The sequence below is a fragment of the Novosphingobium sp. Sphag1I genome (assembly GCF_056279125.1).
This window is the reverse complement of the sequence record NZ_JBWBQS010000002.1, coordinates 46,566-68,628: the sequence shown is the minus strand read 5'-3', so window position 1 is coordinate 68,628 and position 22,063 is coordinate 46,566. Positions and strand designations below refer to the sequence as shown.

11 protein-coding genes are annotated in these 22,063 nt (G+C 61.4%); 7 read left to right on the top strand and 4 right to left on the bottom strand.

Annotated elements, in window-relative coordinates:
- The first annotated feature begins 124 nt into the window (after positions 1 to 124).
- The 3 genes from ACZ9HU_RS02390 to ACZ9HU_RS02380 all read left to right on the top strand — a co-directional run bounded on the left by ACZ9HU_RS02390 (position 125) and on the right by ACZ9HU_RS02380 (position 13,783).
- Positions 125 to 10,279 (top strand): hypothetical protein, encoded by a 10,155-nt coding sequence (locus tag ACZ9HU_RS02390; RefSeq protein WP_476101915.1) that lies wholly within the window; start codon positions 125 to 127, stop codon positions 10,277 to 10,279.
- A gap of 170 nt (positions 10,280 to 10,449) precedes the next feature.
- On the top strand, positions 10,450 to 12,582 hold the full coding sequence (locus ACZ9HU_RS02385) for a tetratricopeptide repeat-containing sulfotransferase family protein (protein ID WP_476101913.1): 2,133 nt from the start codon (positions 10,450 to 10,452) through the stop codon (positions 12,580 to 12,582).
- A gap of 4 nt (positions 12,583 to 12,586) precedes the next feature.
- Entirely contained in the window at positions 12,587 to 13,783 is a 1,197-nt protein-coding gene (locus ACZ9HU_RS02380; protein WP_476101910.1) for a glycosyl transferase family 8, read from the top strand.
- A 30-nt stretch (positions 13,784 to 13,813) separates the two neighbouring features.
- On the opposite strand, the gene ACZ9HU_RS02375 is transcribed toward ACZ9HU_RS02380, so the two are convergent.
- Genes ACZ9HU_RS02375 through ACZ9HU_RS02360 form a run of 4 tightly spaced genes read right to left on the bottom strand, consistent with a single transcriptional unit; the run spans position 13,814 to position 16,976 of the window.
- Complete coding sequence (locus ACZ9HU_RS02375; RefSeq protein WP_476101908.1) at positions 13,814 to 14,158, bottom strand: carboxymuconolactone decarboxylase family protein; 345 nt, start codon at positions 14,156 to 14,158, stop codon at positions 13,814 to 13,816.
- 12 nt (positions 14,159 to 14,170) lie between these two features.
- Complete coding sequence (locus ACZ9HU_RS02370; protein ID WP_476101906.1) at positions 14,171 to 15,451, bottom strand: TolC family protein; 1,281 nt, start codon at positions 15,449 to 15,451, stop codon at positions 14,171 to 14,173.
- 11 nt (positions 15,452 to 15,462) lie between these two features.
- Entirely contained in the window at positions 15,463 to 15,666 is a 204-nt protein-coding gene (locus tag ACZ9HU_RS02365; RefSeq protein ID WP_476101904.1) for a YgaP family membrane protein, read from the bottom strand.
- Positions 15,663 to 16,976 (bottom strand): NAD(P)/FAD-dependent oxidoreductase, encoded by a 1,314-nt coding sequence (locus ACZ9HU_RS02360; protein ID WP_476101902.1) that lies wholly within the window; start codon positions 16,974 to 16,976, stop codon positions 15,663 to 15,665. Before ACZ9HU_RS02360 ends, ACZ9HU_RS02365 begins: the two co-directional genes overlap by 4 nt.
- 163 nt (positions 16,977 to 17,139) lie before the next feature.
- Here ACZ9HU_RS02360 and ACZ9HU_RS02355 point away from each other — a divergent pair, with 163 nt between their 5' ends.
- Genes ACZ9HU_RS02355 through ACZ9HU_RS02340 form a run of 4 tightly spaced genes read left to right on the top strand, consistent with a single transcriptional unit; the run spans position 17,140 to position 22,063 of the window.
- Positions 17,140 to 17,478: a rhodanese-like domain-containing protein gene (locus ACZ9HU_RS02355; RefSeq protein ID WP_476101900.1), complete on the top strand. Its 339-nt coding sequence runs from the start codon at positions 17,140 to 17,142 to the stop codon at positions 17,476 to 17,478.
- Positions 17,479 to 17,520: 42 nt separating this feature from the next.
- Positions 17,521 to 18,537 (top strand): efflux RND transporter periplasmic adaptor subunit, encoded by a 1,017-nt coding sequence (locus ACZ9HU_RS02350; protein ID WP_476101898.1) that lies wholly within the window; start codon positions 17,521 to 17,523, stop codon positions 18,535 to 18,537.
- On the top strand, positions 18,537 to 21,734 hold the full coding sequence (locus tag ACZ9HU_RS02345; RefSeq protein ID WP_476101896.1) for an efflux RND transporter permease subunit: 3,198 nt from the start codon (positions 18,537 to 18,539) through the stop codon (positions 21,732 to 21,734). Before ACZ9HU_RS02350 ends, ACZ9HU_RS02345 begins: the two co-directional genes overlap by 1 nt.
- Entirely contained in the window at positions 21,731 to 22,063 is a 333-nt protein-coding gene (locus ACZ9HU_RS02340) for an ArsR/SmtB family transcription factor (protein WP_476101893.1), read from the top strand. Before ACZ9HU_RS02345 ends, ACZ9HU_RS02340 begins: the two co-directional genes overlap by 4 nt.

The following is a 22,063-nucleotide window of genomic DNA, read 5'->3' as shown; positions in this document are numbered from 1 at the left end:
GATAGGTAATAAAACATAGAAATCCTTAATCGTGAATATTAATGCCCATCCCCCAATGAAGTGCCGTTGCATTTGAAAAGGCTCAGATCGCTTTGCGGTCCCGGCTTTGCATCGGGGGGAATGGATGACTACGTCGGGCGTTGGGCGTTTTGGCCGCAATCAAAAGCAGTTCAACGAAATTTCGGCGGCAGCGCTCGCTCTGGGCCTATTCCTGCCCAGTCAGGTTCTGGCGGCAAATTGCGGCAGTTTTTCGACCAATTCCACGGTTGGGTCTGCGGCGAATTGCACAACCTTTGTCTGGACCGGCACGCTTGGCACGGTCATCAACAATGGCACCTTGGTGGCATCATCGACGGGAACCGTTTCCAATAACGCCGGTTTCAGCATTCAGGGCGGCAAGACGCTCACCCAATTGACCAACAACAATCTGATTGGCGGGACGGGGACGGCCGGTGGTTATTCGGGCCTGTTGATTACGGGCACGCCCACGACGACGACGACATCGGGCACGATCACCTATGGCGTTGGGGCCTATACTTCGGTCACATCCATTTTGAACAGCGGCACCGGTTCGATCCTTTCGGACGGCGCGGGCGGCGCGATCCGCATGGCCAATGGCGTGCTGGTCGGAACACTGGGCAACAGCGGGACGATTCTTTCCAACGGCCTTCACGGCGTCAATCTGGTCGGCGGCAATATCGGCACGCTGACCAACAGCGGATTGATCCAGAGTACATCGGGCGGCGCGATCAACGTCGATGTCGTCAATGTCATCAGCACAATCGGTTCTATCGACAATTCCGGCACATTGGACGGCAACAGCGCCAGCATCGGCGCCTTGAACGTCTATGGCGTGGTCACATCCGCCACCAACAGCGGCATCATCGTCAACCAAAGCGGATCGGCCATCAAGGTCCGCAATTACGGCAGCTATGGCCCGACATCGACCAACCACAGCCATGTCGGGGTGGACGGCACGATCGGCGCTTTGACCAACAGCGGGACGATCACGGGATTGGGCACGGGGGCGGGCGTCTCCATCGGGCCGGGCGGATCCATCCTCAATCTGGTGAACGCATCGACGGGGTTGATCCAGGGCGGATCGGCCACGGTTGGCGGCATCAATATCTCGGCCACGACGGGGAATGCGTCGGTGACGCGGGCCGGATATCTGGGCACGATTGCCAACTCCGGCCTGATTCTGGACGGCATCGTCAACGCGGGCACGATCCTGACGCTCAACAACAGCGGCTCGCTTTCGGGCGGGATCACAAGCTCCGGCGCGCTGGGGACGATCATCAACTCTGGCGTCATATCCGGCGATCTCTCGTTTGCGGGCGCGGTGACGCTGGTTGGCGGCACGGCGGGGACTGTTGGCACATTCACAGGCGCCGGCACCGCATCGGGCAGCATTTCTGCGGCGGTGGGGCTTCAGATCTCAGGCGGTGCGCTGCGGATCCGAGATGACATCAACGTTGGCACAGGCACCCTGATGAATGTGGGCAGCAGCCTGACCATCACCAATCAGACCATTACCGGGGCTTATCGACAAACGCTGGCCGCCTCGACGCTGACGGCCAGCTATCTGACGGTAACAAATAACATCACCCTTGCCGGGGGCACCGTTGCGCCATCCTTTGCCAGCACCGGAAATTACATCGTCGGAACCGCCGCGCCTGTTATCTATGCGCCCCGAATTGTTAATCTTGGCGCATCTTTCCTGTCCGCGCAGGCGCCTACGGGGGCGCGTTTTTCCAATATTGGTGCGTCCGGCACCACGCTGGTCTATTTCAACCCGTTGATCGATTATATCGGCGGCGCGATGGCGCAGTTGACGGTTTCAACCACACTCAACGGCGTGTCCACGGTTGCGCCAACGGCCTTGTATATTGCCAGCACCGGTACCTTGGGCACTCTGACCAACACCGGCACGATCCGCGGCAACATCGTCAATCTGAGCGCGAACGATCTTTACATCAAGGGCGGCACGCTCACCACGGTCGGCTCTCTGACCGGCTATTCCAATTCGATCGGCACCATCACCAATACGTTGAGCAACATTGTTTTTGCCAGCGGTAATATCCGCGTCAATGACGTGTTTAACGCGGGCACCCATACCGTCGTCAATGCCGGCGCGAATCTCAGCTTTGGCACGCTGGGCACCGTCAGCGTGACGGGCGATTTTGCGCAAACCTCGTCCACCGCGACCTTGTCCCTTGGCTCCAGCCTGCTTTCCATCACTGGGGCGGCCAATATCGCCGGGACCGTGGTCAGCAATTTTTCCACGACCACCAATCACACAATCGGCGAATTGGCCACATTGGTCACCGCCGATGGCGGCGTGGCGCTAAGCTATGGCACCTTGGCCGGGACGGTCACCGGGGCCACCGGCATCAGCGTTCTGGGCACGGTCAGCGGCAACAGCCTGCTGGCGATGATCCAGAACTATTATATCGCCGGGACTTACGGCACGATCACCAACAGCGGGACAATATCGGCGCCGACCGCGATCTATGTCGCATCGGGCGGATCATTGGGCGCTGTGTCGAACAGCGGCATCATCCAGGGCAATATCGCCAATCTGAGCGCGAATGATCTCAACCTTGTGGGCGGCAGCGGGACGGCGGTTGGCACCTTCGTCGGGGCCGATGGCACGTCCAATGGCACGATCACCAATACGGCCTCGAATATCAATCTGTCGGGCAATCTGCGCCTTCAGGACGTGATCAATGTCGGCACGCGAACGGTCAATAACAGCGCCACGCTGCAACTGGCCACAGACCTGAGCATTACGGGCAATTTCAGCCAGTCGAGCGGCACGCTGCTCACCTCCATCGGCGGCGGAAAGCTGAGCGTCAGCGGGACGGCGGCGCTGACCGGCGGGGCCATTGTGGTCAACGGATTTTCCGGCACGGCCAATGCGCTTTATGGTCAGGATTTGAATACGCCTCTGGTGGCGGGGGGGACGGGTTCCAATTATTCGGGCGTCAGCATCACCTCTGATGTCACCGGATTGGAATTGAGCGGCCTTGTTTCTGGCAACACCTTGTCGGTGCAGGGCGCCAATAATTATGTCGGCGCTTCTCTGGCGTCTTTGACCAATACGGGAACGCTGGGCGGGGCCATCAATCCGGTCTATGTCGCGGCCGCAGGCTCTTTGGGCACGCTGAACAACAGCGGTACTTTGTCGGCAACCGGGGCCGGGCTGCAAAATCTGGGCTACGTTGGTCTTGTCCAGAATTCAGGTCTTTTGACCGGGCAACTTTATGCCATCAACAACAGCGGCACCCTCGGCTCGATCTTCAACAGCGGGACAATTGCGGGCAATATTCTCAATTCCGGCGGCGCGGCGCTGACCATTGTGGGCGACAATTCGGCGCAGGGCCTGCTGACCGGTTATAACAACAGCATCGGCACCATCCAAAGCGCGAGCGGCATTGCATTTACCGCGGGCAATTTGTTGCTCAACGACCATATTGATGTGTCAAGCAGCACCGTGACCAACAGCGGCGCCAGCCTTGCTTTGGCCAATCCAGTCACGATAACCGGCAATTACAGCCAGAATGCGGGCTCTTTGGCGCTGGGCCAAAATGTTTTGACGGTTACGGGGGTTGCCAACCTGTCGGGCGGGGTCATAACGACCGGCCAATTGACCTCGACCGGCAATTACAGCGCCGGGGGCAGCAGCATTGCGCTGGTGCAGGGCGGGCTGGGGTCCAGCTACTCCGGCGTGAACGTGTCTTCGGGCGTGACCGGCCTGTCGATCACATCCAGCACGGCCACAGTGGGCAGCAATGTGAATCTGTCGCTCTCGGTCATTAACCACTATGTCGGCGGATCGTTGGCCAGCCTTGCCAATAGCGGAACCGTGGGCAACGTGGCGACGGCGGCCTATATTGCCACGACGGGCATGCTGGGTTCGCTGACCAACAGCGGTACCTTGGCGGGGTCGGACTATGGTCTGCGCAACCGGGGCACCATCGACCAGATTGAAAATAGCGGTCTGGCGTCGGGGCTGGTCGGCATCTGGAATCAGGGTTCGATCGGGACTTTGCTCAACACCGGGACGCTGGAGGATTCCCCGGCTGTGACGGCGGCGGGGCTGAACAATGACGGGTCCATCACGTTGGTCGACAGCAGCGGCACGATTAGCGGCCTGTCCTATGGCGTGTATAACAGCGGCAGCATCGGCACGCTTCGCAACAGCGGCCTGATCACGGGCGCGACCGGGCTTTACATTGCCTCGACCGGGTCTTTGGGCCTTTTGGCGAACAGCGGCACGATCAATGGCAATATCGCGAACCTGTCATCAAACATCCTGACGATTGCGGGCGGGACCGGCGGCGTCACGGGCACGTTGACCGGCGGCACCATCACCAGCACCGGCGCCAATGTCGTTCTGGCATCGGGCAATATCGCGCTGTCGGATCAGGTGAATGTGGGGACGCAGACGCTGGTCAACAGCGGCGCTTCGGTCACGCTGGGCAGCAGCGTTTCGGTCACCGGCAATTACAGCCAGAGCGCGGGGCTGCTCGCTGTTGGCTCCTCGACCCTGCATGTCAGCGGCACGGCCAATGTTTCGGGCGGGACGGTGTCGGGGGCGCTGTCCTCGACCGCCAATTACATGGTGGGCGACACATCCACGCTGATTTCGGCCGGGGTCGGGTCCAGCTATGTTGGCGTATCGGTGGCCAATGCAGTGGGCGGCTTGTCGGGATCGGCATTGAACAGCGGCGGCAATCTGCTGTTTGCCGTGGGCAATGACTATATCGGCGGCAGCCTGGCCTCGCTCTCGGTCACCGGGGCGCTGGCCAATACGGCGGGTGGGGCGACGGCGGTCTACGTCGCCTCGACGGGCTCGTTGGGCCAATTGGTCAACAGCGGGACGATCACCGGCAATATCGTCAATATGTCCGCCAACGCCCTGACCATCGCCGGGGGCACCGGCGGCGCCATCGGCACCTTCACCGGCGGGACCATCACCAGCACCGGCGCGGACGTTGCCTTTGTTTCGGGCGCGATCCATCTGGGCGACAATATTCAGGTCGGCTCGCATACGGCGACCAATTCCGGCGCGACCATCAGCCTGGCGAATAATGTCGTCGTGAACGGCAATTTCCGCCAGAGCAGCGGCACGCTGGATTTGAAGGGCTATGTGCTGACGGTGAACGGCGCGGCCGATGTTTCGGGCGGCGTTGTGGCGGCGGCGCTTTCCTCGACATCGAACTATTTGTCGGGTCAAACCACAACCCTGATTTCCGGGGGCGTCGGTTCCGGCTTTGCCGGAATGGTCCTGTCCAATACCGTCACGGGCCTGAACGGATCTGCGACCAGCAGCGCCAATGACCTGCTGTTTACCGTCGGCAATGATTATATCGGCGGCAGCTATGGCACACTTTCCGTCACCGGGGCTTTGACCAATTCGACGGGCGGGGCCACGGCCCTCTACATTGCTTCGACCGGGTCTTTGGGGCTTTTGGCGAACAGCGGCACGATCAACGGCAATATCGCGAACCTGTCATCAAACATCCTGACGATTGCGGGCGGGACCGGCGGCGTCACGGGCACGTTGACCGGCGGCACCATCACCAGCACCGGCGCCAACGTCGTTCTGGCATCGGGCAATATCGCGCTGTCGGATCAGGTGAATGTGGGGACGCAGACGCTGGTCAACAGCGGCGCTTCGGTCACGTTGGGCAGCAGCGTTTCGGTCACCGGCAATTACAGCCAGAGCGCGGGGCTGCTCGCCCTTGGCTCCTCGACCCTGGATGTCAGCGGCACGGCCAGTGTTTCGGGCGGGACGGTGTCGGGGGCGCTGTCCTCGACCGCCAATTACATGGTGGGCGACACATCCACGCTGATTTCGGCCGGGGTCGGGTCCAGCTATGTTGGCGTATCGGTGGCCAATGCGGTGGGCGGCTTGTCGGGATCGGCATTGAACAGCGGCGGCAATCTGCTGTTTGCCGTGGGCAATGACTATATCGGCGGCAGCCTGGCCTCGCTCTCGGTCACCGGGGCGCTGGCCAATACGGCGGGCGGGGCGACGGCGGTCTACATCGCCTCGACGGGCTCGTTGGGCCAATTGGTCAACAGCGGGACGATCACCGGCAATATCGTCAATATGTCCGCCAACGCCCTGACCATCGCCGGGGGCGCCGGCGGCGCCATCGGCACCTTCACCGGCGGGACGATCACCAGCACCGGCGCGAATGTCGTTTTGGCGTCGGGCAATATGTCCCTGTCGGATCAGGTGAATATGGGCGCGCAAACGCTGGTCAACAGCGGCGCTTCGGTCACGCTGGGCAGCGGCGTTTCGGTCACCGGCAATTTCAGCCAGACAGGCGGACTTTTGGATACCAATGGCCATATCCTGACGGTTGGCGGTTCGGTCACCGTATCGGGCGGTCAGGTCAAGGCATCCTTTGCCTCGGCATCCAACTATTTCGCCGGTGATACGGTAGGCTTGATCGCAGGCGGCGTCGGGTCCAATTTTGCTAATGCGCAGGTTGTCAGCAATCTGGCCGGATTGAACGCCGCGGCCTCGGTCAGCGGCAACAGCTTGATGGCGCAGGCCGCCAACGCCTATATCGGGGGCAGCTATGGCACGCTCTCGGTCACAGGGGCTATGGCCAATACGGGCGGCGGCGCAACCGCGCTCTATATCGCCTCGACCGGGTCGCTGGGCCAATTGAGCAACAGCGGGACGATCAGCGGCAATATCGTCAATCTGTCCTCCAACGCGCTGACCATTGCGGGCGGGATGAATGGGGCGACCGGCACTTTTGCCAATGGCTCTATCCTCAGCACCGGCGCGGATGTCGTTTTGGCATCGGGCAATATCGCCCTGACGGATCAGATTGGCGTTGGCGGTCATACGGTCATCAATAATGGGGCCTCGGTGCTGTTGACCGATACGGTCACGCTGTCGGGCAATTATGCCCAGAATGCCGGGACTTTGGGCATTGGCGTGGGCGCGAACAGCGTTGCGGGTCTGCTGCTGGTCAGCGGCAATGCGCAGTTCACGGGCGGGGCCGTTGCGGTATCGGCGCTTTCGGGCGCCAATCTGATCGCGGGTCAGGATTACACGATTGCCCGTGCCGGGGGCAGTCTGACGACCAGCAGCCTTGCGGCCATCAGCGAGGGCTTTTCGGCCTCGCTCTCCATCGCCCAGGCCGGCTCCTATGCCGATCTGCTGCTGCATTTGAACAGCACCTATATTGGCGGCTCCACCGATACGGTCAGCAACAGCGGGACCATTTCGGCGCCAACGGCGGTCTATGTTGCCGCCAATGGCACGTTGGGCACCTTGACCAACAGCGGCCTGATTTCCGGCAATGTCATCAACCTTTCCAGCAACGATCTGACGATTGCGGGCGGGGCAGGCGGCACCGTCGGAACATTTACCGGCGGCACGATTACGAACTCCAATTCAAACCTTGTTTTCAATTCGGGATCGATCAGCCTTGGTAATGTGATTGATGTCACGGGCCATTCGGTCGTGAACACGGGCGCGGCTTTGCAATTGAGTGATAATGTGTCCGTGACGGGCAATTTTGCTCAGAACAGCGGAACTCTCAACGCCAACGGCCATGTTCTGACGCTGACGGGGGCGGCCACGGTCAATGGCGGGACCATATCGGCGGGATTGGCGCGCACGGAAAACTATTTCGTGGGCGACGGGGTCACGCTGATCTCGGGCGGCGCAGGCTCCAGCTATACCGGGGCCAGTGTCACTAGCGGGATTGCCGGGTTGAGCGCCACCGGATCGGTCAACGGCAACAATTTGATCGCGCAGGCCGCAAACGCCTATATCGGCGGCAGCTATGGCACGTTGGCGGTCAATGGTGCGATGGGCAACACGGCGGGCGGCGCAACGGCGCTCTATGTCGGTTCGACCGGCACATTGGGCCAATTGCGCAACAGCGGCACGATCAGCGGCAATGTCGTCAACATGTCGGCCAATGTCCTGACCATTGCCGGGGGCACCGGGGGGGCGGTTGGTTCCTTTACCGGCGGCACAATCGCCAGTTCGGGGGCCAATGTCGTCTTCGCTTCGGGTTCGATCCACCTTGGCGATGCGGTTCAGGTCGGATCGCATACCGCGGTCAATTCCGGCGCCATCATTGGATTGGCGAACAATGTCACAGTGACGGGCAATTTCGCGCAGAGCAGCGGCACGCTTGATCTGGGCGGCCATGTCCTTTCGGTCAGCGGCGCGGCGTCGATTTCCGGCGGGTCGATTAACGCCAATATGGCCTCGACCGGCAATTATATGGCCGGCGACCAAGTGACCCTGATTACGGGCGGCACCGGATCAAGCTTTAACCTGTCCAATATTTCGAGCGGCGTTTCGGGATTGGGCCTTGGCGGTTCGACCAATGGCAACAATCTGGTCGCAACGGCGGGCAATGCCTACATTGGCGGCTCGCTCGCCACGCTGACGATTGGCGGCTCGCTCTCCAATGGTCTGGGCGGGCCGACGGCATTGCACATTGCCAATACGGGTACGCTGGGCGCGATAGCGAACAGCGGCACGATCAGCGGCAATATCGTCAACCAGTCCACGCGCGATCTTGTCATCAGCGGCGGCACACAAGATGCGCCGGGCACGATTACGGGCAATGGATCGCAATCTGCACAGATGTTCAACAGCACATCGAGCGAGAGCGCCTACGGTCTTCTGCGCGCGATGGCGGTCAGCAGCAACAGCAGCGGATCTGTCGGGTTGATCACCAATCTGTCCTCGGATGTATTGTTCTCGGGCGGGGCGCAGGTGTTGAACAGCAACATCAATGTCGGCAGCCATGCGGTCGTGAACAATGGTGCGACGCTGTACATCAACGACAATATCAACATCACCGGCAATTTCAGCCAGTCATCGGGCCAACTCGTCTTTGGCGTATCCTCGCTTAACAGCCATGGCAGTTTGAGCGTTTCGGGAACCACCAACCTGGCAGGAGGTGTTGTAGGGCTCAAGAGCACCGATGGCGTGCTGCAGGCGGGCAATTACACGATTGTTTCGTCGGGCGGGGCCATGTCGCTGGGCAATATCAGCTTTGTTGCGACCGGCTATAAGGTGACGGGCCAGACCGTGGCGTCGGGTGGTGAAACCGATCTGGTGCTTTCCGTGGCGGGCCTGACCACGAATTATGCCCCGATTGGCTTTATTCAGGGTGGCCCGGCCTTTGCAACGGCGAAACTTATCGATCGGATTTCGACGATCACTTCGGAAAAGTCGACCACGACGCCAGAGGCCGCGGCGGTCAATGTCGAGGTCATGGCGCCTCTGGCCGAACTCTCCGTCGATCTTCAGCGTGTGGCTCTCTCGCAATTGTCGCCCAACCAGTTGACGCCGCAAATGATGGCCATGGTTGCAGTGCCGGTCAGCGACGCCATCGCCCGGCATCAACAGGTGGTGTCGTCGGCGCTGGTGTCGCAAAAGACAACCAAGCGTCCGGTTATGCTGTGGGGTGAATTTATCGGCGGCGCAGGACAGCGCGATGCGACCCGAAAGGCGGCAGGTTTCAATTGGTTTACAAGCGGTGTTGTGGCTGGCGGCGATATTGCCATCGGGACACAGGCGGCGATCGGCATGGCGGTCAGCTGGACCAGCAACACCGCCAATGGCACCGACATCTTTGCCGGCAGCAGGAGCAAGATCGACAGCCATCAATTCACCGCTTACGGTTCGTGGCGTCCGGCATGGGCGAAAAGCAGGCTGTCTTTCGACACCCAATTTGGCGGGGCGTATAACATAACCCATCAACAACGTCGGATCGATTACCTGTCAAAGACCGCTTTCGCCGATTACGAAGGCGAGCATTATATGGCCCGCTTCAGCCTCGGCTATGATGTGCCTGTGTCCTCGAACCTTGTGATTACGCCGCAATATGCCATCCGCGGGGCAAGGGTCATCGGGGCGGCCTATCGCGAAACGGGCGCTGGTGCGGCCGGCATGAAAATCGCGCGGATGCGGGTGGATACGGTGACACAGGAAATCGGCGTCAAATTGGCCGGAAAGGCCGGTTTTGTTACGCCCGATGTCCGGGTGGCATGGGTGCATGAATATAAAGAAGCCGGAATGGCGACTTTGGCCAATCTGGGTGGGGTTGCCTATACCAGCTCGACCGAGCGATTGGGTCAGGACGGGGTGGCGGTCAATGCCGGTCTGACATTGCAGCCGTCGCAAGGCTTCAGGATCCGCGCGGGGTATAGCGGTGAATTGCGCGGAAATTATCAGCGCCATACCGGATCGCTGAACCTGTCGTGGAATTTCTAGGCGAAGGGATTGGGGAGGTGATGATGCACAGCGTTTCATCACCTCCATTATCACCCTGTAATTCCCGTGTTTCGGTGAAATCCCGTAACGCCGTCTAAAGTAATGATTTGCTCAATGGTGTCACGATTTGGGACAGAGATTAACGCTTTGACTCAAAAGATCCGGGGCCTATGAACCAGAATACCATCTCCATCGAACAGGCTCTTGCCCAGGCGCAAGCGCATTGGAATGCCGGTCAGGTCAGCGAGGCCGAACGGCTTTGCCAACATGTTCTGGCGGTTTGGCCGGGGCAATCGGATGCGATGCATTTGATGGGGTTGATGGCCCATGCCTATGGCAATCTGGATATTGCCATCGATCATTTGCGCCGCGCCTGTCAGGTGCCCCGCGTGGCGCCGATCTATTTGAGCAATCTGGCCGAAATGTGCCGTCAGCGTGGCTTGCTGGTCGAGGGTGAGGAGGCTGCAAGGCGCGCCGTCGGGGCCGACAATGCCTTGATCGCCGGATGGAACAATCTGGGCATTATTCAACAGGAAGCGGGCAAGCTGGAGGAAAGTCTGGTCAGCCTTGAGCGGGTTGTCGCTCTGCAACCCGACTATGCCGAAGCGCGCAACAATCTGGGCAATACGTTGAAGCGTCTGGGCCGTTTGAACGAGGCCAAGGCGCAATATGAAGAAGCGCTCCGTCTGGCGCCGGCCTATGTTGAAGCGATGAGCAATCTGGCCAATCTGCTGACCGATCTTGGCGATTTTGATGACGCGATTGCCATGGCGCGGCGGGCCATCGAAACCAATCCGACCATGGCCGACGCCTACATCAATGCGGCGGCGGCCGAGGTGGCGCGCCATCGCTATTTTGACGCTCTGCGCTGGATCGACGCCATGCTGGCCTTTGCGCCGCTCAATGTTGGCGCATTGGGTGTTCGCGCGACGGTTCTGCGCCATCTCGACCGGTTGGACGAGGCATTGGCCGAGGCGCGGCGGGCGGTGGCCATCGCGCCCGAAAATGGCGAGGCGCATAATATCCTTGGTGAAGTGCTGCAGGCGTTGGACCATGGCGAGGAAGCCTTGGCGGCGTTTGAGCGGGCCGGTTCGCTGGTCGGTTTCGCGACGGAAAAAGCGATGCTCAACCGCGGCGTTTTGATGATGGAACGGGGCGATAAGGTCGGCGCCCAACAGGCGTTTGAACAATTGATCGGGCAATTCCCAAGGTCGGTGCCGGCATGGTTCAACTATGCCGACATGCACCATTTTTCGCCCGAAGATCCCGCTATCGGGGCCATGGAATCCCTGATGGCTTCCGGCAAGGTTCAGGCTTTGGGTGACCGCACCGCTTTGAATTTCGCCTTGGGCAAAGCGTGGCTGGATGCCGGCAATCCGGAACGCGCCTTTGCGTGTCTGGACGAAGGCAACCGTCTTAAAAGATCAAGCTTTGCCTTTGACATCGGGCAAACTTTGCGCTGGATGGAGGATATTGCCGCCAAGTTTTCAGCCGAAGCGATGGGGCGGCCCGTCAAGGCGCAGGTGGGCGGAAATCTGCCGATCTTTGTGATTGGCATGCCGCGATCCGGCACCACGCTGATCGAACAGATTTTGGGATCGCATCCGGCCATCAAGGCGGGCGGAGAACTGTCGCATATCTCGCTGCTGGCCAATAATGCGGGGCCGTTTCCGGTTGCCGCCGCCAATTTGAGCGCAGAGCAGGAAATGGCTTTGGGCGATGAATATCTGCGTCTGGTCCGATCAGGCGCCGGGCATCATCGGCATGTGGTGGACAAAATGCCGTCCAACTTTCTTCACGCCGGTTTCATCCATCGCATCCTGCCAGACGCCCGGATTATCCATGTTCGGCGCGATCCGGTGGACACTTGCCTGTCCTGCTACACCAAGCTTTTTACGCGGGAACAGATGTTCACCTATGATATGGGCGAATTGGGCCGGTTCTATCGCGGATATGAAAAGTTGATGGAGCATTGGCGCGACATTCTGCCCGCTGATCGTTTTATCGAAGTGGCCTATGAAGATGTTGTGGCCAATCTTGAAGCGGAGGCCAAACGTCTGGTGGATTTCATCGGTCTGGATTGGGACCCGGCCTGTATGATGTTCCACAAAACCAGACGCACCATTCGGACGGCCAGCATGAATCAGGCCCGCGACCCGCTGTTTTCCAGCAGCGTTGGGCGCTGGCGGCCCTTGGCCCCCCATCTTGGCCCGCTTTTGACGGCGCTTGGCGTGGAGGCGCCGCAACCTGAGGCCGCCAAACCTCGCGCATCGCGCAAACCACGGATGGCCAAGGCGGGTTAAAGCCATGATGGATTTCAAAGCGATCGAGTTGCAGACCCGCCCCATGCTGGTCGAAGGGCGCGGCGCCGAGGTGGAGGCCATCTTGCGCCCTTTGCTGGCGACCGGCACTGGCCCTGTCGTCCTGTGGGCGCTTCTGGCACAGGCTTTGCGCCAACAGGGCCGGGCGGCGGAGGCCAAGCCCATTCAGGAAATGCTGGTCGATCAATTGCCGGGCCATTTGCCCACTCGTTTTGATCTGGCCGAAACGCTGCTTTTGCTGGGCGATTTCGACCGGGGCTGGCGCGAATACAGCCATCGCTACAATCTGGCCCATACCAGCCGGATCGAGCGAAAGGTGCAGCGCCCGCGCTGGGACGGGCGGGTCATTCCGGGCCAGACGCTGTTGATCCATGACGAGCAGGGATATGGTGACACGTTCCAGTTCATGCGCATGGTGGCATGGGCCAAGCAACGCAGTCAGGCCCGCGTTGTTCTGGAAATCAACCACGAAACCGCCAGTCTGGCCCAGCGGATGGGCGGTTATGATGTCATAACCCTGCGCGGCCAGTTGCCCCCGCAATTTGACGTGCATTGTGAAATGATGAGCCTGCCCATGGTCATGGGATTGCGCCTGTCGGACCTGCCCGGCACACCGATGCCCTATCTCTTTGCCTTGGAGGAGCGGCGCATCCATTGGCGTGAGCGGCTTAGAGGTTATTCGGGCCTGAAGGTCGCATTCCTGTGGGCGGGGCGGCCAACCCACACCAATGACGCCAATCGCTCGATGCAAATGAGTATGCTGCAACCGCTGGCGCAGGAAGGCGTCACGCTTTTCTCGATCCAGAAGGGGCCGACAGAAGGGCAGGCCCTGAACCCGCCCGCCAATATGCCTGTTGTCAGCCTCAGCCAGGACATCCGAGATTTTGAAGATACTGCCGCGATATTAAGCGAAGTCGATCTGCTCATTTCCATTGACAGCTCGCCCGTTCACCTTGCCGGGGCGCTTGGGTGCCCTGCATGGGTCATGCTGCCCCTATTGCCGGATTGGCGTTGGCTGTTGGACCGGGATGATACGCCGTGGTATCCGGCCCACCGATTGTTTCGACAGGACAAATGGGGTGATTGGGGCTCCGTCGTGGATCGCGTGGCCAAGGCGCTTGCCCATAGGCGGGATGAAGTCCGCGAGGGTTCATCCTGCCTCCTTACAAAATCGCTTTCCTGACGAGGTCGTCAAAAGCGACCGACGCCACATTCAGGCGGCCACAAACTGATCATAGGCTTCGACGGCTTGCGCGGCATACATCAGGCTGGGCCCGGCGCCCATGTAAATGGCAAGGCCCATCGCATCCATCACCTCTTCGCGCGTGGCACCATGTTTCACCGCCGCCTGGGCATGAAAGGCGACGCAACCATCGCAGCGGATGGCCACGGCAATGCCCAGCGCGATGAGTTCCTTGGTCTTGCTGTCGAGCGCCCCGTTCGCGGTGGCGGCGGTGGCCATGGCGGAAAAATTCTTCATCACATCGGGCGCGCCAAGGCGCACTTCCTTGATGGCGCCCGACAGTTCCTTGGCCATCTGCGGCCAGTCCTTGTGCATAAAATCTCTCCTTCAAGGGGTTAATTGCCCGACCAGCGCGTTCAATTGCCATGCGGCGATCAGGCGTTGCCCTTCGGCCTCGATGGCGGCCGCGTCGGCTGCGCTGGCTTCGCGCTCTGCATCCAGCACGGCCAGCGTGGGTTTGGCGCCCACTTTCGCCTCCAGTTGGACGCTGCGCAGCGCCTGTGCGGCCGCGACGGAACGGGCGGCGCTGGCTTCGACCATGCGACCTGCGGTTTTCAGCCCGGTCCATGCGCTGATCACGGCGGCGTCAATCTGTTCCCTGGCATTGCGTGCGCGCGCCTCGGTGGCGTCCAGCACGGCGTCGGCCTCGTGGATTTTGGCGGCGGTTCGCCCACCGGCCCAGATCGTCCAGCGCCCCCTGATGCCCACAGCCATCGCATCGGCGCGATAATCGGGGAAGAACTGATCGCGGGTACGGGTCGCCTCGGCAAAGGCCCCGATGGTGGGCAGGCTGTCGGCCTTGGCCATGCGTACACCGGCGCGGGCGACGTCGATGCCCTTTTCCGCCTGCGCCAAGGCGGGGTTGTGGCGGTGCGCGCTGTCCATGGCTTCATCCAGCGTGGGCGGCGTGGCGGGCATTGCCGGCAAAGGGGAAAGTGCGCCCGCTTCATGGCCGGTGATGCGCGCATAATTGGCCTCTGCGATGATCCGCCGCCCTTGGGCATTGGCCAACCCTGCCTCCCCCTCGGCCCGCCTTGCCGTAGAAGAGGCCAGATCGGAGGCCGGAATTTCGCCCGATTGAAAGCGCAATTTTGCCTGTCGCTCGACCTCGGACAATTCGGCTGCCATTTGTTGATAGCGCGCTTCAATCCGGCGGGCGGTCAACACTTCGGCATAAGCGGCGACCGCGCCGACGATGACCCGGCTGCGCACATCATCCATGGCAAGGGTTGCCATGGTTTGTCCGCCCTTTGCCGATGCGATGGCGGCGGCCACGCGGCCCCCGGCATAGAGCGGCATCTCGGCCCCCGCGCGCAGAGCCATGGGTGTCACGTTGCGCCCGGTAAAGCCAAAGAATCCGCCATTGTCGATCCGGCCCGCGCCGATCTGCCCTTCCACGCTCAGCATGGGGTTCTGTTGCGCCTTTGCGCCTTCCAGCCTGGCCTGTGCTTGGGCTTCACCTGCCTGCGCCTCGGCAAGGGCGGGGGCATGGGCCAGCGCATCGGCAATGGTGGCATTCAGATCACGGCCCTGATGCGGGCTTTGCGCCCACACCGGGGGTGCCGCCAGTAAGGGCAGTACGCTGAAAAAGAAGGGCAAATGGCGCATGAAATCAGCCTTTACTTGAACGTGATTCCCGGTTTCACGCCCAAGGCCCGAAACAGGATGGCGGCCGGACAAAATCCGGTCACGCTGGCCTGCAACATGTTGGCCCCGGCAAACATGGTGAGGTAGATCCATGCGGGGTGGACAAAATGGGCGGCCAGCGCGCTGCCCAGAACGACGGTGCCGGCAAAACGCATCACAGCGGTATCAAGTGTCATCGATCGCTCTCCTTTGTTGTCTGTTTCAGCTTGTTGATACCCAGCATCTGAAGCGCGAGCTTTTCATAAAGCGGCTCGCTGGTGCCGGAGCGGACCTTGCGGATGAAGTATTTTTCAAAGCCGACCTTGGCCAGGTGGACCCATTTGCCATGGCTGGACCAATTGACGTTGCGCGGCGGAATCTGGGGTTGGGCGACAAAGGCGACGCCTCCATCGCCGAAATCGGCAAGGCAGACCGCGTTCCAGCTCGGCACATCCTCTGGTTCGCGCCCGTCCAGTTCGGCGGCGATGTTGTGTGTAACGGCCGTGACCATGCTCTCGATCATAAAGCCGGTCTTGGGCACGCCCACCGGCACCGGGGTCGGGCCAATCGGTGGGATCGCCACGCAAACGCCCAGCGAATAGACGTTCTTGAAGGTCGGATTGCGCTGATGTTTGTCCGCCAGAATGAAACCGCGCGGGTTGGTCAGCCCTTCGATGCCGAACACGGCCTTGATGCCGCGAAAGGCAGGCAGCAGCATCGAGAAACCAAAGGGCAGATCATGGGTCTTTTTGACCCCGCCATCCTCGTTCAGTTCCTCAACATGGGCCATGCCGTCATCAAAGCGGGTGACGCGCGCATTGGTGATCCATCGGATATGCCGTTCGCGCATTTCGCTTTCCAGCAAACCCTTGGTGTCGCCCACGCCATCAAGGCCAAGGTGGCCGATATAGGGTTCGCTGGTGACAAACGTCATGGGCACCCGGTCACGGATCTTGCGGCGGCGCAGTTCGGTGTCAAGGATCAGCGCGAATTCATAGGCCGGACCAAAACAGGACGCCCCCTGCGCCGCGCCAACCACAATGGGCCGCGGATTTTGGCAGAAAGCGTCAAACATGTCGGCGGCATGCGCGGCATGATCGGTGCGGCACACCGAAACCGTATGGGCATCCGGGCCAAATCCGGGGATTTCGTCAAAGGCCAGTTCCGGCCCGGTGGCGATCACCAGAAAATCATAGGCCAACGATGTGCCATCACACAGTTCAACCCGGTTTTCCGCAGGGTGGACGCGTGATGCGCCCACGCTGGTAAAGCCGATGCCTTTTTTGGCCATCACCGGGGCGAGCGGCACGCGGATCGCATCGGGTTCGCGCCAGCGCACCGCAACCCATGGGTTGGACGGTACGAACCAGTAATCCTCGCTGTCCGATACCACCATGACTTGGGCGCGACCTTTGGTGGCGTCGCGGATTTCATAGGCCGCAATTGTACCGCCAAGGCCGGCGCCCAGCACGAGGATGCGGGGCAATGCGTTTGAAGGCGTGGGCATGAAACAACTCTCCCAGTGATGCGCGGGCCCGATGGCGGCGTTTCGACAGGCGCGGGGACTCGGTAATCGCTTTAATCTGGCTTGACTTATATAGCAAATCCACAATATAAGCAAGTTATGTTTTTATGATGCGGCCACATGGGGTGGCCCGGGAGAAGAGATCATGGTCTTTGGCTTTGGAAAATCGGCAAAACATCGGGAAATCGACGCAAAGGAACTGGCCGATATGGTTCGCGCGAATCGGGCCATGGTCGTTGATGTTCGCGAGGTAGACGAATTTGCCGAAGGGCACATTCCCGGTTCGATCAATATGCCGTTGTCCACTTTCCAGCCCGGCAGGCTCCCCGATTCCGGTGGCAAGCAGCTGGTTCTGACCTGTTTGGGGGGCAAGCGTTCGGGGATGGCGCTCGACAAATGCGCCGCTGCGCAGGCCAGCGTCGACACGCATCTGGCCGGCGGCTTTGGCGCATGGATCAAGGCGGGATTGCCGGTCGATCGCTGAGCGCTGGTGGATGTCGGGGCGCAGGGCACGCAGGCACGGGAGATGACAATGTTTCATGGCGTAAAGGCTTCGGCCTTGGGTTTGGCGATCCTTGCGGCATCCTTGCAGGGATGCGGGCAGGACAAGCCTGCGCCCGATGTGGTGGTATCCGCCAAGGGGCCGCGCCTGACCGTCACCCTTACCGATGCGCCCGAATGGCAGAGCGTGTCAGCCCAAGTGACCAGTCAGGACCAGTCGCAGGTTCTGGCGCGTATTCCCGGCGTGCTTTCCACGCTTTCGGTGCGCGCGGGTGATACTGTGCGACGGGGGCAGGTCATCGGGCGCATCACTGACAATCAATTGTCCTATCAATCCGCCGCCTATGGCGCGCAGGCCGCCGCCGCCCAGGCGCAGGCCGTGCAGGCCAAGGCCGAATTGGACCGCGTCAGGTTCCTTGCCGCCAATGGTGTCTATGCCAAAGCGCGTCTGGAACAGGCAGAGGCAGGGGCGCAGGCCGCCGCCGCCCAGACGCAGGCCGCACGGGCCCAGCAGGCCAGTGTGCAGGCCATCGCCGGCAATGGCGCGGTCGTTGCCCCCGCGACGGGGCGCGTGTTGCGGGCCGATGTTCCCGCCGGATCGCCCGTCGCGCCGGGCATGGTGGTGGCGGTGGTCACGTCCGGCCCGGTGGTGCTGCGCCTGGACCTGCCCGAAGCCTTGGCCGCCAAGGTCACGCCCGGCGCCCGTGTGCGCGTCGAGGGCGTAAGGGGTGAGGGCAGCGTGACGCGGATCTATCCGGCAGTAACCGCCGGGCAAGTCAGCGCCGATGTCGCCATGGCCGGGCTGGATTCCGGTCTGATCGGGCGGCGCATGGCGGCACAGCTGGCCGCAGGCACCCATCGCGCCATGGTCGTGCCGCGCTCTTTCATCATCACGCGTTATGGGCTGGATTATGTGCAGGTCGCCACAAAGACCGGCGCGGTGATGCAGGTGCCGGTGCAAACCGCGCCAGCCGCGGATAGCGGATCGGTTGAAATTCTCTCGGGCGTTAGCGTTGGCGACGTGCTGGTCGGAGGGGCCTGATGAATCTGGGCATTTCCGGGCGCATTACGCGCGCCACCATTGCCTCGCCCCTGACGCCGCTGTTCCTTTTGGCGGCCATCCTTGTCGGGTTGATCGCCACCATCACGATCCCCCGCGAGGAAGAGCCGCAGATCAAGGTGCCGATGGTCGACATTCGTGTCGCCGCGCCGGGGCTTTCGGCGGCCGACAGCGTGGAACTGGCGGGCAAACCGCTGGAACAGATCGTCAAGAGCATCGATGGCGTCGAGCATGTCTATACGCAGGCGCAGGATAATGGCGTGATGGTGACGGCCCGCTTTGACGTGGGCCAGGACCCCGAAGCCGCCGCCACGCGCGTCGATGAAAAGATCAAGGCGAATATCGACAAGATCCCCGCAGGTGTGCTGCCCCCGCAAATCACGGTGCGCGGCATTTCGGATGTGCCGATTGTGGTGCTGACGCTCACCCCCAAGGTGGCGGGCTGGGACGAGCGCAGCCTCTATACTCTGGCGACCAAGCTGCGCAGCGAATTGGCCAAGGTGAATGATGTCGGCCTGACCTTCATCACCGGGGGGCAGCGTGAAGCGATCCGGGTGATCCCCGATCCGGCCAAATTGGCGGCTGCGCGGGTGCCTCTGTCCAGCGTGATGGAGGCGATCCGTCAGGGCGGGCGATCCTTCCCGGTCGGAACGGTCCGTGAAGATGGCGCGGCGCTGGCCGTGACCGCCGGCGCGCCCTTTGCCAGCGCGGATGAATTGCGCCGATTGACGGTGCGCTCGGCGGGCGGTGCGCCGGTGCTGCTGGGTGATGTGGCGCGGGTGGAACAAGGCGCGGCGCAGGATCAGGCGCGCAGCTGGCGCTGGGCCAGACAGGGGCAGGGCTGGACCATGGCCCCCGCCGTTTCCATCGCCATTGCCAAGCGCAACGGGGCCAATGCCGTCAATGTGTCGGAAGGTGTGGTGGCGCGCGTTGAAGCTTTGAAAGGCGCGTTGATCCCGGCGGGCGTTGCGGTGGACGTCACGCGCAACTATGGCGAAACGGCCAATGAAAAGGCCAATGAGCTGATTTTCCATCTGGCTCTGGCCACGGTGTCGATTGTCATCCTGATCGGCTTTGCCATTGGCTGGCGCGAGGCGGGGGTGACGGCGATTGTCATTCCCACGACGATCATGCTGACCATGTTTGCCAGCCGCATCATGGGCTTTTCGATCAATCGCGTGTCGCTGTTTGCGCTGATCTTTTCCATCGGCATTCTGGTCGATGATGCCATTGTGATGATTGAAAACATCGCCCGCCATTGGGGGATGAAGGATGGCCGATCGCGCCAGCAAGCCGCCATCGAGGCCGTGGCCGAGGTGGGCAATCCCACCATCATTGCCACGCTGACGGTGGTGGCCGCGCTGTTGCCGATGCTGTTCGTTTCGGGCCTGATGGGGCCGTATATGGCGCCCATCCCCATCAACGCCAGCGCGGCCATGGTGTTCAGCTTCTTCGTCGCGGTGGTCATCGCACCATGGCTGATGATCCGCTTTGCCCGCGGCGCTCTGGCCCATGGAGAGCATGAGGATGGCGGCAGGCTGGGCTCGCTTTACGCCCGCTATGCGTCTCGCGTCATCGCCACGCGCGGCAGCGCCAAGCGCTTTTTGTGGGGTGTGGGCGTGGCCACGCTGGTCGCCTGTTCGATGTTCTATTTCAAGGCCGTCACGGTCAAGCTGCTGCCCTTTGACAACAAGAGCGAGGTGCAGTTGGTGGCGGATTTGCCCGAGGGCACTTCGCTCGAACAAACCTCGCGCATCCTTGAACAGGCCAGCGCGATGGCCCGCCAGATCCCCGAAGTGACCGCGATGGAGGCCTATGCCGGGACGGCCGCTCCGTTCAATTTCAACGGGCTGGTGCGGCATTATTTCCTGCGCGCCGAACCGGAAATGGGCGATGTGATGATCAGCCTTGCCCCCAAGGGGGACCGCAGCCGGTCGAGCCATGCGATTGCGGTGGATCTGCGCGAACGTCTGCGCGCCTTGCCCTTGCCGGCGGGCGGCGTGATCAAGGTGGTGGAAACGCCGCCCGGCCCGCCGGTTCTGGCCACGCTTCTGGCCGAGGTTTATGGCCCGGATGAGGCGACGCGTCAGAAAACCGCGACGGTTTTGGAACAGATCTTCAAATCGGTGCCTTTCATTGTCGATACTGACAATTCCTTTGGCGCGCCCCGTCCGACGCTGAGGCTGATGCCGGATCGGGCAAAGCTGGACCAATATGGTTTGGCGCAGGGACAGATGCTCGACAGTATGGGGGCGCTGATGGGGCGGCAAACGCTGGCCTATGTGCCGCGCGGGGCGGATCGCGATCCGCTGCCGGTGGAAATCGGCCTTGATCAATCGCAGCGTCAGTGGTCAACGTCGCTGGCCGCAACGCCGGTCGCCGCCGCGCCCACCGGCCAGTTGTTCAGTCTGGGCGAGCTGGTGGAGGCCAAAACCGAGGCGGGTGGTCAGGCGATCTTTCGCCGCGACGGGCGCGGGGCCACCATGGTTATGGCCGATATGGCGGGCCGGTATGAAGCGCCGATCTATGGCTTGCTGGCCGTGGACAAGGCGGTCGAGGCCTATGACTGGGCGGGCCATGGCCTGACCAAGCCGACGATCCTGATGCATGGCCAGCCCGATGACGAGAGCCGCCCTTCGATCCTGTGGGATGGCGAATGGGAAATCACCTGGGTCACGTTTCGCGACATGGGTGGCGCTTTCATGGTGGCGCTGCTGGCGATCTATGTGCTGGTGGTCGGGCAATTCGGCAGCTTTAAACTGCCGCTGGTTATCCTGACGCCGGTGCCGTTGACGCTGATCGGGATTGTGGCGGGGCATATGCTGTTTGGCGCGCCCTTTACCGCCACCAGCATGATCGGCTTTATCGCGCTGGCCGGGATTATCGTGCGCAATTCGATCCTTTTGGTCGATTTCATCCGCCACACCGCCACGCCGGGCAAACCTTTGCGACAGGTGTTGATCGAGGCCGGACGCATCCGGGTAAAGCCCATCGCATTGACGGCTGCGGCGGCCATGATCGGGGCCAGCGTGATCCTGACCGATCCGATTTTTCAGGGTTTGGCGATTTCGCTGCTGTTCGGGCTGGCTTCATCTACTCTGCTTACCTTGCTGGTGATCCCGGCCATCTATGTCGTCTTGCGGGACGATGGGGTGGCCCTGTCGGGAGAAGCATCATGAAACCCTCCGATCTTTCCGAACTGAAAACCAATGCGGCGCATATGGCCGGGCGGCTTAAAGTGATGAGCCACCCAGAGCGCCTGCTGATGCTGTGCCGCATGGATGAGGGCGAGGTCAGTGTGAACGAATTGGTCGCGATGACCGGCCTGTCGCAATCGGGCGTGTCGCAACATCTGGCCATGCTGCGCGCCGAAGATGTGGTCAACGTTCGCATCGATGCACAGGTCCGTTGGTACAGCCTGAAAGATCCGGTTGTATCGGGCGTCATTCACGCCATGTGCGCCCTGTGTAACGCAGTTGTTGTGGCGGGCGTCCGAAAAGCCGGCTGA

Coding starts and splice junctions, on each gene's coding strand:
- ACZ9HU_RS02370 (WP_476101906.1), bottom strand. CDS start 15,451: ATGCGCCATTTGCCCTTCTTTTTCAGCGTACTGCCCTTACTGGCGGCA.
- ACZ9HU_RS02365 (WP_476101904.1), bottom strand. CDS start 15,666: ATGACACTTGATACCGCTGTGATGCGTTTTGCCGGCACCGTCGTTCTG.
- ACZ9HU_RS02355 (WP_476101900.1), top strand. CDS start 17,140: ATGGTCTTTGGCTTTGGAAAATCGGCAAAACATCGGGAAATCGACGCA.
- ACZ9HU_RS02350 (WP_476101898.1), top strand. CDS start 17,521: ATGACAATGTTTCATGGCGTAAAGGCTTCGGCCTTGGGTTTGGCGATC.
- ACZ9HU_RS02345 (WP_476101896.1), top strand. CDS start 18,537: ATGAATCTGGGCATTTCCGGGCGCATTACGCGCGCCACCATTGCCTCG.
- ACZ9HU_RS02360 (WP_476101902.1), bottom strand. CDS start 16,976: ATGCCCACGCCTTCAAACGCATTGCCCCGCATCCTCGTGCTGGGCGCC.
- ACZ9HU_RS02375 (WP_476101908.1), bottom strand. CDS start 14,158: ATGCACAAGGACTGGCCGCAGATGGCCAAGGAACTGTCGGGCGCCATC.
- ACZ9HU_RS02390 (WP_476101915.1), top strand. CDS start 125: ATGACTACGTCGGGCGTTGGGCGTTTTGGCCGCAATCAAAAGCAGTTC.
- ACZ9HU_RS02340 (WP_476101893.1), top strand. CDS start 21,731: ATGAAACCCTCCGATCTTTCCGAACTGAAAACCAATGCGGCGCATATG.
- ACZ9HU_RS02385 (WP_476101913.1), top strand. CDS start 10,450: ATGAACCAGAATACCATCTCCATCGAACAGGCTCTTGCCCAGGCGCAA.
- ACZ9HU_RS02380 (WP_476101910.1), top strand. CDS start 12,587: ATGATGGATTTCAAAGCGATCGAGTTGCAGACCCGCCCCATGCTGGTC.